Origin of the sequence: Pseudoalteromonas sp. S408 (assembly GCF_005886645.1) — a bacterium.
Classification (GTDB): Bacteria; Pseudomonadota; Gammaproteobacteria; order Enterobacterales; family Alteromonadaceae; genus Pseudoalteromonas.
The window spans coordinates 36,238-48,008 of sequence record NZ_PNDY01000016.1; the positions used below are offsets into that span (position 1 = coordinate 36,238).

At 41.8% G+C, this 11,771-nt stretch carries 8 protein-coding genes; 2 read left to right on the forward strand and 6 right to left on the reverse strand.

The genetic code is table 11. The annotated features are described in order from the left end of the window. Window positions 1–123 precede the first annotated feature (123 nt). Window positions 124–2,199, forward strand: a complete 2,076-nt coding sequence (locus CWB62_RS13360; RefSeq protein WP_138530810.1) for a M13 family metallopeptidase — start codon at window positions 124–126, stop codon at window positions 2,197–2,199. 77 nt (window positions 2,200–2,276) lie between these two features. On the opposite strand, the gene CWB62_RS13365 is transcribed toward CWB62_RS13360, so the two are convergent. Genes CWB62_RS13365 through secA form a run of 3 tightly spaced genes read right to left on the reverse strand, consistent with a single transcriptional unit; the run spans window position 2,277 to window position 6,526 of the window. Next, a complete protein-coding gene (locus tag CWB62_RS13365) occupies window positions 2,277–3,344 on the reverse strand; it encodes a phosphotransferase enzyme family protein (protein WP_138530808.1) in 1,068 nt (355 codons plus the stop codon). Between the two features lie 14 nt (window positions 3,345–3,358). Then, window positions 3,359–3,757, reverse strand: a complete 399-nt coding sequence (mutT, locus tag CWB62_RS13370; RefSeq protein ID WP_058550573.1) for an 8-oxo-dGTP diphosphatase MutT — start codon at window positions 3,755–3,757, stop codon at window positions 3,359–3,361. Window positions 3,758–3,817: 60 nt separating this feature from the next. Next, on the reverse strand, window positions 3,818–6,526 hold the full coding sequence (secA, locus tag CWB62_RS13375) for a preprotein translocase subunit SecA (RefSeq protein WP_058403870.1): 2,709 nt from the start codon (window positions 6,524–6,526) through the stop codon (window positions 3,818–3,820). A gap of 406 nt (window positions 6,527–6,932) precedes the next feature. On the opposite strand from secA, the gene CWB62_RS13380 reads away from it, so the two are divergent. Next, complete coding sequence (locus CWB62_RS13380) at window positions 6,933–7,703, forward strand: Rossmann-fold NAD(P)-binding domain-containing protein (protein ID WP_138530806.1); 771 nt, start codon at window positions 6,933–6,935, stop codon at window positions 7,701–7,703. A 9-nt stretch (window positions 7,704–7,712) separates the two neighbouring features. Here the strand turns inward: CWB62_RS13380 and hutH are convergent, their stop codons facing one another. The 3 genes from hutH to hutC form a co-directional block, all read right to left on the reverse strand. Then, a complete protein-coding gene (gene hutH, locus CWB62_RS13385) occupies window positions 7,713–9,245 on the reverse strand; it encodes a histidine ammonia-lyase (protein ID WP_138530804.1) in 1,533 nt (510 codons plus the stop codon). Window positions 9,246–9,247: 2 nt separating this feature from the next. Next, on the reverse strand, window positions 9,248–10,921 hold the full coding sequence (hutU, locus tag CWB62_RS13390; RefSeq protein ID WP_058403868.1) for a urocanate hydratase: 1,674 nt from the start codon (window positions 10,919–10,921) through the stop codon (window positions 9,248–9,250). Window positions 10,922–10,991: 70 nt separating this feature from the next. Then, complete coding sequence (gene hutC, locus CWB62_RS13395) at window positions 10,992–11,699, reverse strand: histidine utilization transcriptional repressor HutC (protein WP_058403867.1); 708 nt, start codon at window positions 11,697–11,699, stop codon at window positions 10,992–10,994. Window positions 11,700–11,771: the final 72 nt, after the last annotated feature.

An 11,771-nucleotide genomic window follows, 5' to 3' on the forward strand; every position in this document is an offset into this window, starting at 1 on the left:
CACTCAATGATAAGTGTAAGTTGATGCCCATTCCATTAAGTAAAAGCTGACTGCTATCTTGTTAAAGAGCTTAATGGAGTTGGTATGAGCAATTTATAAAATTGACTAACAAATGGATTAATTATGAATAAAGTAACAATGGCCGCTGCGAGTATTGCACTTGCGCTTGGCTTAGTAGGTTGTGGCGAAAAACAACAAGAAACTCAAGTAGCCGACACTCAAGCAGCAACAGCACCAGCAGAGAAACCGTTAGAGCTAGGTATTGAATTGGCTAATATGGACAGCTCAGTTCGTCCGCAGGATGACTTTTACTATCATGTAAATGGAACTTGGTTAGCAACAACTGAAATCCCAGGTGATAAGTCTAACTATGGGTCTTTTTCGCAATTATACGATGAGTCGCAAAAAGCGATGAAAACGGCGCTTGAAAACGCAGCTGCCAATAAGTCGGCTGAAAAAGGCAGCGACGAGTATAAAATTGGCGCGTTTTATAAAAGCTATATGAATAAAAACGCCCGTAATGAGCTTGGAATTACCCCGTTACAACCGTCGCTAGATAGTATTGATAGCATTGAGTCTAAATCTGATTTAATTAGCCTTATGGCGTCTATTCAACAGCAAGGTGGTACTTTACCGTTTGGTTGGTTTATTAACAACGATGCTAAAAATTCAAGCGAATATGCATTGTACTTATCGCAATCAGGTCTTGGTTTACCTGATCGCGATTACTACTTAAAAGACGATGAGAAGTTTACTAAAATTCGCGCCTCTTACGAGCAATACATGACTGATGTGTTGGCTAAAGCGGGTGTAAAAGAGGCCGCACAAGCTGCAGTAAATGTACTTGCCTTTGAAAAAGCCATTGCTGATGCGCAGTGGAGCCGTGTACAAAGCCGTGATGCAACTAAGTCGTATAATAAAATGACTGTAGCCGAGGCGAATAAATTAGCCGGTGAGCTTGATTTAGCTGCATTTTTTAAAAATGCAGGTGTAAACACCGCTGATATTATTGTGCGTCAGCCTAGTTATTTCGAAGCGCTGGGTAGTATTTATCAAAACACGGACTTAGAAACGTGGAAAAACTACCTTAAGTTTCATTTTGTAAGTGGCTATGCTCAGTTGCTAAATGATGATTTAGTTGATCTTAAATTTAACTTTTATAGCACCACTTTACGTGGCGTAGAAGAGCAAGCGCCACTTTGGAAAAAAGCCGTTGATGCCTCTAATAGTGTGCTAGGTGAAATTTTAGGTAAAGTATACGTTAAAGACAACTTTCCGCCTGAAGCTAAAGCGCGTATGGAAGAGCTGGTTGATAACGTAATTAAAGGTTACAGCGTTGCAATTGAAGGTCTTGAGTGGATGGGACCTGAAACAAAAATTGCAGCACAAGAAAAACTAGACAAATTTATTCCTAAAATTGGTTACCCTGATAAGTGGAAAGACTACTCTGAACTAGAAATTAATTCAGACGAACTGGTAGGTAACTACATTCGTTACAGTCAATGGGCATATAAAGATATGATTGCCAAATTAGGCAAACCTGTTGACCGTTCAGAGTGGTACATGACACCGCAAACAGTGAATGCCTACTACAACCCGGTAAACAACGAAATTGTATTCCCTGCTGCCATTTTACAACCGCCATTCTTTAATTTAGAAGCCGATGATGCTGTCAATTACGGTGCAATTGGCGCCGTGATCGGCCACGAGCTAGGCCATGGTTTTGACGACCAAGGTTCTAAATACGACGGCGATGGTAATTTACGTAACTGGTGGACTGAAAGCGACCTTAAGCAGTTTGAAGAGCGTTCAGGTGCGTTAGTTGAGCAATTTAACAAATACAAACCGTTTGACGATGCGAATGTAAACGGCGAGCTTACGCTTGGCGAAAATATCGGTGATTTAGGTGGGTTAACTGTCGCGTATAAAGCATATCAGCTATCATTAGGTGACAATAAAGCACCAGTTATTGATGGTTACACTGGTGATCAACGCTTCTTTATGGGGTGGTCGCAAATTTGGCGTCGTAACTACCGCGATGAAGAATTACGTAACCGCTTAATGACCGACTCGCATTCACCAAGTCATTACCGTGTAATTGGTATTTTGTCTAATATGCCAGAGTTTTACGAAGCGTTTGATGTAAAAGAAGGCGACAAAATGTATATCAAACCAGAAGACCGCGTAAAAATTTGGTAATTGATATTCTTTTGGCTAACTTAGTAAAAACCAGCAAGTGTTTAGCTTGCTGGTTTTTTATACTAATAACATTGCTGCTATTGCATGAGGATTTTATACATCCAGCTTTCATTACTTAAAATGTTTTTATATAAAGCCAGTTGGTTTTGAGCCCGCTCTAAATTATGCTCTGCATGAGTGGTTTTAAAGTACACATCGTTATTTAAGTAATCTGTTAAAAACCGCACACTAAGCATTAAAGGCATAATTTTAGCACCAAGCAATAAGCTTGATTGCTCTGTATTACTCATAAGAGGCTGAAGGGGAGCGAGGTAACCCTTAACGAGCGCCTCAAAAATCTCTTTTCGAATAATAACCTTATCAAGGTTCGTCGAATCCTCTGTTTCTGCAGAGCAAAATGTACGTACCATATCGCCAAAATCATACAGTAAAAAACCAGGCATGCAGGTGTCTAAATCAATAACAGCTTTCGCTTTATGGGTTTTACTGCAGTACAGCATATTATTTATTTTAGTGTCGTTGTGGCAAACGCGAACGGGTAAATGTTGAGTTATGGTTTTAAGTTCGTTCACTAAGTGCTGCTGCGATAAGCAATATTCTATGTCGTTTTTACAGCGGTTAAGCCTTCTTTTATTACTATTCGTCATTGCTGTATTTAGCTGCTCAAAGCGCATTGTCAGATTATGAAAATCATCAATAACAGTATGTAGTGTGGCTGTATCAAAGTCGTGTAAGGCGCTTGCAAAAGTACCAAAGGCTAAAGCGGCTTGATGTGCTTGCGCTGGATTTTTAACCACATCTTCACTGTAACTGTGCTCAATAAAGTTAAGTACACGATACGGCTCTTCATTAAGCATGGTTAAATATTCGTTGTTGCATGTATTGATGTGCTTAACAATATCGAGTGGATAGTTATTTTGCTGCTGCTTAGTATTCAGATGTTGCTCAATAAGTTGTGCGTTACTGACAAGTTGAGCAGGGTGTTTAAATACATGGGTGTTAAGCTTTTGCACAATAAATCGCTGATCAAAATGTGTTAGTAGCCATGTGCTGTTGATATGGCCGCTACTTATGGTACTCAACTGAGTTGATTCAGGGTTGAGTTTTAGCAGTTTACTTAACGTATTTTGTACAGTGGTATTCATTGTAACTCACTTAATCAGGCGTATCGAGATTGCAGTTTTTCAATTATTTCAGCATTAGCTGCGGGGAAGTCATAGTTAGTTAACTCACTAATATTTACCCATTCACTAGGTTGCCCTTCAGCGCCATGTGCTTGACCGCTAAAGTTACTGACAACGTGGATATCGAGTCTCACGCATTTGTCGCCATAATCGTGTTCAATTACCATGAGTTGGCTAGAGCTGTGGATAGTAATACCTACTTCTTCAATTAACTCACGTTTTAGCGCTGCAAATACACTTTCACTTGCTTCAACTTTACCACCAGGAAACTCCCATAAGCCACCTTGATGCTGCTCGTTTGCACGTTTACAGATAAATATTGCATTATTTTTTTTAATTACACCAACGGCTACATTTACTATTTTTGTTGTCATATTTTTATCCCATAAAAAAAGCGACGCAAGCGCCGCTTTTTAATTACTTACAATGCGTCGTTATTTTAATTTACCACAACATTGCTTGAATTTTTGACCCGAACCACAAGGACACGGATCGTTGCGGCCAACTTTTGGCTCTGTTCTTGCCATAACCGTAGCACTTGGAGGTGCTTCGCCGCCTACGTGCTCAGCTTCTTCGTGTTGGTACTCGCGAGGTGCATTTTCACTCTTACGGTGTTGCTCTTCTACTTTTTCAACATCTTCTTCAGCGCGCACTTGTACTTTACTTAAAATACTCACTACATCAACTTTTAAGTTTTCAAGCATTTCAGAGAACAGTTCAAACGATTCGCGCTTGTATTCTTGCTTAGGGTTCTTTTGTGCGTAACCACGTAAGTGAATACCTTGACGTAAGTGATCCATCGCCGCAAGGTGATCTTTCCAGTGTTGATCAAGACTTTGCAGCATAATTGCTTTTTCGAATTGACGTAGAACTGAGTCACCAACCTGCTGCTCTTTTTGCTTGTAAGCTTGATCAACGGCTTCTTCAATACGCTCACGAAGCTTTTCTTCGTATAGCTTATTGTCGTCTGCTAACCATTGAGTGATAGGCAGCTCAATTAAGAAATCTTGTTTTAAGCGCTCTTCAAGACCCGGTACATCCCACATTTCAGCAAGGCTTTGTGGAGCAATGTATTGATCTATTGTATTGCTGAGTACGTCACCACGAATTGCAGTGATAGTTTCTGAAATATCACCTTCTTCAAGTAACTCGTTACGCTGAGAGTAAACAACACGACGTTGATCGTTTGCTACGTCATCGTACTCAAGTAGTTGCTTACGAACATCAAAGTTACGCGCTTCTACTTTACGCTGTGCGTTTTCAATTGCGCGGTTAACCCATGGGTGTTCAATTGCTTCACCGCGTTGCATGCCTAGTTTACGCATCATGTTAGTCATGCGCTCGCCGGCAAATATACGCATTAGCGCATCGTCCATCGATAAGTAAAAACGGCTAGAGCCTGCATCACCCTGACGACCAGAACGACCACGTAATTGGTTATCTATACGGCGCGATTCATGGCGCTCAGTGCCAATAATATGCAAACCGCCAGCGTCAATAACAGCATCATGACGAAGTTTCCATGCTGCTTTAATTTCAGCAATTTTTTCATCAGTTGGGTTATCAAGTTTTTCAACTTCGCTATTCCAGTTACCACCAAGCACAATATCGGTACCACGACCGGCCATGTTAGTTGCAATAGTTACTGTACCAGGTAGGCCAGCATCTGAAACGATATCGGCTTCTTGTGCGTGGAATTTAGCATTAAGCACGTTATGCTTAATTTTCTCTTTGCGTAAAAACTGCGATAAGTACTCAGAGCTTTCGATTGATATAGTACCTACAAGTACAGGCTGCCCGCGTTCTTGGCAGTCTTTAATATCAACTAAAATAGCTTCGTATTTTTCTTCTTGCGTTAGGTACACTAAATCAGCGCGATCATCACGGATCATTGGTTTATTAGTTGGCATAACAACGGTATCTAAGCCGTATATTGACTGAAATTCAAATGCTTCAGTGTCGGCTGTACCAGTCATACCCGCTAATGTTTCGTACAAACGGAAATAGTTTTGGAACGTAATAGAGGCCAATGTTTGGTTTTCGTTTTGAATTTTTACACCTTCTTTAGCTTCAACAGCTTGGTGTAAACCTTCAGACCAACGGCGACCTTCCATTGAGCGACCGGTATGTTCATCAATGATGATAACTTCGTTTTCTTTAACAACGTAATCAACATCTTTTTGATATAATTTGTGCGCGCGAAGGGCAGCATAAACATGGCTTAATAACGTGATGCTGGCGGCAGAATAAAGCGAATCGCCTTCTTCAATTAAACCACGTTCACTAAGTAATTCTTCTACTTTAACTTGGCCACGTTCAGTTAAGTGAACTTGCTTAGATTTTTCATCAATGGTGTAGTCGCCATCGCCTTCTATACCTTCCTCGTCTTCTTTATCTTGTAGTTCAAGTAAAGGAACGATGGTATTTATTTCAGTGTATAGTTCTGAACTGTCTTCAGCAGGGCCTGAAATAATAAGCGGCGTACGAGCTTCATCAATTAGGATTGAATCTACTTCATCGACGACGGCGTAAAATAACGGACGCTGAACGCGCTCATCAATACTAAATGCCATGTTGTCGCGAAGGTAATCAAAACCAAACTCGTTGTTTGTACCGTAGGTAATGTCAGCAGCATACGCTTGCTTTTTTTGTTGTGGCATCATGCCAGGAACATTACAGCCCACCGTGAGGCCTAAAAATTCAAATAACGGACGGTTAGTTTCAGCATCACGCTTTGCAAGGTAATCATTCACAGTAATAACGTGAACCCCTTTGCCTGTTAAGCCGTTTAAGTAAGCTGGCAGTGTTGCTGTGAGTGTTTTACCTTCACCAGTGCGCATTTCTGCAATACGGCCTTCGTGTAAAACCATGCCGCCTAGTAGCTGCACGTCAAAGTGGCGCATGCCATTAACGCGCTTAGATGCTTCACGAACTACTGCAAATGCTTCAGGTAAAATATCGTCAAGGCTTTGTCCGTTATCGTAACGTTCTCTGAATTCTGCTGTTTTAGCGCGTAAGTCTTCATCAGAAAGCGCTTCTAGCTGCGTTTCAAGCGCATTGATTAGCGCGACCGTCTTTCTAAAGTTTTTAATAGTGCGGTCATTGCGACTACCAAAAATCTTGGTAAATAAATTAGATATCATGATAAAACCGTTACAATCAATTCTTTGTTAGCCGCGTATCGGCTAACCCATTTTTAACAATTGGTAATTAATATGTGCTTTTAAGTAACACTTAGTACATATTAATTAGCAATTTTGTATTAAACCGTTCAAAAAGCACTGTTTATTACGTGCGCTACTATACCAGACTCTGCCAAACAACAAACTACCTCAGCCAAAAGATCTGTATATAAAATAGAAAAATTTGATCTGCATTCTAAAAAAGCTGTGGTACTGACTGGTTGCTACAAAATTAGTAGCAAGCTGTAGATATATGGTGCTTAAAAAATTAAAAACAAGGGGGGCGTTACATTTGTGAACTTTGGCTATTTATGCTCAGATAATAACATTGAGTAACGATGTGTTTAACATGAAGGTGTGTGTCAACATGCAAAATAAAGTGAATAAATTAGTGGTATTAGGTGCTGGCTGGTTAGGTCATGCGCTATGTGTGAATGCACTGCAGGCAGGTTGGCAGGTGCAAGGCACTCGTCGGTCCGATACGCAGGAGTTTGATTTTGAACGCCAGTTTATAGTAGAGAATAATCAGCTAACCCATCAGCTTGATTTAGAGGGAGCGTATTGGGTGTGTGCCATTCCACCACGAAGTAGGCACAGTGAAAGCAACTACCCAGAAACACTTACCGCGGCCTTGACGTTGTCTAAAAAGTTAAATGCAAAAGGATTTGTATTGTGTTCATCTACAGGGGTTTATGACCAAGAACCCGGTGTATACAGTGAAAGTAGCGATATTGCTTGCGCCAACCCAAGGCAAACAAAGTTGTATCAGGCTGAAGAGCAGGTTCTTGAGCAAAATGGTAAAGTACTTCGTTTAGCAGGATTACTTGGCCCAAATAGAGAGCCAGGTAAGTTTGTTGCGGGAAAAGAGCTAAACACTTCAAGCCAGCAAGTAGTTAATATGGTGCACCAGCAAGATGTAATAAATGCTATTTTTGCGGTAATAGCACATTGGCAAGTTGGACAAAATATTTACAATGTAGTCAACCCTGACCACCCAACAAAAGCCGATTACTATGCGTTAAAGTGTAAGCAGCATGGTGGTGAAATGCCAAAATTTACAAGTGATGAAAAAGCTGAGCGCAAGGTTATTGGCTCAGCTATAGAGGCGTTAGGCTTTATTTACCAATACGGTATTTAAGGCATGTTTTTAATAAGATGGTAGAGGGTTGCGCTCAATAAAGTTGCACAATTTACCTTCGCTCAATAGCGCGTTAGTTTGCTCTATATCGGGGGCAAAATAGCGATCTTTATCGTAATAGGTTACGTGTTCGCGTAATAAATTTTTTGCCTTTAAGACTTTTTCACACGGGTTTAGCGGTTTTCTAAACTCTAAGCCCTGTACCGATGCAAGCCACTCTATAGCCAAAACACCTTGTGTATTATCGGCCATTTCTTGTAATCGCCTCGCAGCGAACGTGGCCATTGAAACGTGATCTTCTTGGTTGGCAGATGTTGGTAAGCTATCTACAGACGCGGGATGTGCAAGCGACTTATTTTCAGATGCCAATGCAGCTGCTGTCACTTGAGCAATCATAAAGCCAGAGTTTACTCCACCATTTTCCACCAAAAAGGGTGGTAATTTTGATAAGTTAGAATCAATAAGCAGGGCTATTCTGCGCTCTGCTAAAGCGCCAATTTCTGCAATTGCAATAGCGAGGTTGTCGGCCGCCATAGCGACAGGCTCAGCGTGAAAGTTTCCGCCAGAAATAATATCGCCCACATCGGCAAATACGAGTGGGTTGTCGGTTACCCCATTTGATTCGCACAGTAATACTTCTGCTGCTTGACGTATTTGTGTTAAACACGCGCCCAATACCTGAGGTTGGCAGCGCAAGCAATAAGGGTCTTGTACTTTTTCACAGTTAACATGAGAGTCGCTAATTTGTGATTGAGTATCAAGTAAATCTCTAAACACTTGCGCGGTATCTATTTGACCACGTTGTCCACGAATTTCGTGAATACGTGAGTCAAAAGGTGCGCGGCTGCCCATTGCTGCCTCAATACTTACCGCGCCAATTACACAGCTTTGTGCATATAAATCTTCTGCTCTGAATAATCCCTGTAGTGCAAAAGCGGTAGACGCTTGGGTACCGTTAAGCAATGCTAAACCTTCTTTTGCTGCTAGCGTAAGCGGTTCAAGCCCTGCTACTTTTAAGCCTTCAGCCGCACTGATTATTTTACCCTGATGACGCATTTGGCCTTCACTCAGTAAGGGTAAGCACATATGTGCAAGTGGGGCTAAGTCACCCGAAGCACCAACAGAGCCTTTTTTAGGAACGCATGGGTATACTTCACTATTGAGCAAGTGCATAAAAAACTCGATAACTTGTAAACGAATGCCTGAAAAACCACGAGAAAGCGAGTTGATTTTTAGTGTAATCATCAGTCTTACTGTGCTGTCGTCCATGTATTCGCCAATGCCAGCGGCATGAGAAAGTACAATTGAACGCTGAAGTAGTTCAAGCTCGTCATCGGCAATTTTGGTATTAGCGAGCAGGCCAAATCCGGTGTTAATCCCATACACTGTGCGTTGCTCATTAATGACATTTTGAACGGTTTGTGCGCTGGCAGCGATTTGTGATTCGGCATTTTTTTCAAGGTTTATTTTTACACTTGATGCATTAATCTTTCTTAATATGTTTAAATCAAGCGAGCCGGGTGTGAGAGTTAGTTCGACCATGATTATTCCTCGTTCAGCATTGGTAAGTCTAAGTTTTGCTCTTTGGCACAATTTTTTGCGATGTCGTAACCGGCATCTGCATGGCGCATCACACCGGTAGCAGGGTCATTCCAAAGCACGCGACCAACACGTGCTTTTGCTTCGTCTGTACCATCGGCAACAATAACAACACCTGAGTGTTGGCTAAAGCCCATTCCTACACCCCCACCATGGTGAAGTGATACCCACGTAGCGCCGCTTGCCGTGTTAAGCAGGGCGTTAAGTAACGGCCAATCAGAGACGGCATCTGAACCATCTTTCATGCTTTCTGTTTCACGATTAGGACTTGCTACTGAGCCAGAATCAAGATGATCACGGCCAATAACAATGGGGGCTTTAAGCTCGCCATTTTTTACCATTTCATTAAATGCAAGTGCTAAGCGTGCTCTATCTTTTAACCCCACCCAGCATATGCGAGCCGGCAAGCCTTGAAATTGAATGCGTTCGCGCGCCATATCAAGCCAGTTGTGCAAATGTGCATCATCAGGAATTAACTCTTTTACTTTAGCATCTGTTTTATATATATCTTCTGGATCGCCCGATAAAGCGACCCATCTAAACGGACCAATACCTTGGCAAAATAATGGGCGAATATAAGCAGGAACAAACCCAGGGAAATCAAATGCGTTTGTAACACCTTCTTCAAATGCCATTTGGCGAATATTATTACCGTAGTCAGTGGTTGCCGCGCCGGCTTTTTGTAATGCTAGCATGGCATTAACTTGCACTGCCATTGATTGCTTGGCTGCTTTTACAACCGCTTTTGGGTCTTGTTCACGCATTTTTGCGGCGTGTTTCATAGTCCAACCTTGTGGTAAGTAACCATTAAGTGGATCGTGTGCTGAAGTTTGATCGGTCACTACATCGGGTGTAATACCACTGTTTACAAGTGTGCTAAATATATCTGCGGCGTTGCCAAGCAATCCAACTGAAATTGCTTTTTCATTAACACATGCGTCAGTAATTAACTGCAATGCATGTTCAAGGTTTGTGGCTTTAACATCAACGTAGCCCGTTTTAATGCGAAAATCGATGCGGCTTTCGTCACACTCTACAACTAAGGCACAAAAGCCCGCCATAGTTGCCGCAAGTGGCTGCGCGCCACCCATACCACCAAGGCCACCGGTTAATACCCATTTACCTTTGGCTTGACCATTAAAGTGTTGTTTAGCCATGGCTACAAATGTTTCGTATGTGCCTTGTACAATTCCTTGAGAGCCAATATAAATCCAAGAGCCAGCCGTCATTTGGCCGTACATCATTAACCCTTTTTTATCCAGCTCGTTAAAGTGCTCCCAGTTAGCCCAATGGGGTACCAAGTTTGAATTTGCAATTAAAACGCGAGGAGCATTACTGTGTGTTTTAAATACGCCAACAGGTTTACCCGACTGAACTAACAATGTTTCATCATCATCTAATCGGTCGAGGGTTTCTATAATTTTATCGAAACTTGGCCAATCACGTGCTGCTCTGCCAATGCCACCATAAACAACTAATGCGTGTGGGTGTTCTGCAACCTCAGGGTCTAAATTGTTCATGAGCATGCGTTTTGCCGCTTCAGTTTGCCAGCTTTTAGCGCTTATCATATCGCCATGCGGTGCACGTATTACGCGACTTGTGTCGAGTCGATTTGTCATGTGTTTCTCCTGTTGTATATACAAGGTGATTCGTCACAAAAAAAGCGCATTATGCGCAATTTTGTTTATCTTATTTTTTAAACGTTAAGTGCCCGCCTAAGCGGTATTTGCTGCCAGGTGATACAAGGCGTGCAAAACTTACAATACCGTTAACAGACCATGTTCTGCGAATAACTTGCAGGCAAGGCTCTTCGTTGTATAGGTTTAACCATTGGCACATTTCGCTGTTGGGCATAATGGCTTCTACTGTGTGTCTCGCTTGAGTGAGAGGTGCAACACTTGAAAGATACTCATGAGGAGTCGTTGCACTAAAATTTTGTTGCAAATAGCCGCTGGCAAGCGCTGGGTTTACAAAACGTTCCTCAAGCTGCAATGGGCTGTCGTTTTCGTTATGAACTAGTACGCTTCGGTACACGACGCTATCTACTTCTACTCCTAATGCGATAGCAATGGGGGCAACCGCGTTTATTGATTCAAGTATAAGCACGCTACAGGTGTAATTACCGTTGCGCTCTTTAACCTCATCGGCAATATTTTTAATTTCAAGTAATGAAGACTGTGACTTAAAAGAGGCAACAAACGTTCCTAGTCCTTGGCTACGCGTTAGTATTCCTGCTTCTGTTAATTCGCTAAGTGCACGGCGAGCGGTCATTCTGCTAACGCTAAATTGTGTGCTGAGCTCGTTTTCAGAGGGAACGCGTTGGTTTTCTTGCCACATACCGCTGCGAATTTTATCGACGATAAATTGTTTTATTTGCGCAAATTTAGGTGTTGTCATTAACTAGATAGCTGCGTTAGGAGTAATTTATATTAAATAAGATGACATAATCCTCTTGTATATACAAGGTGT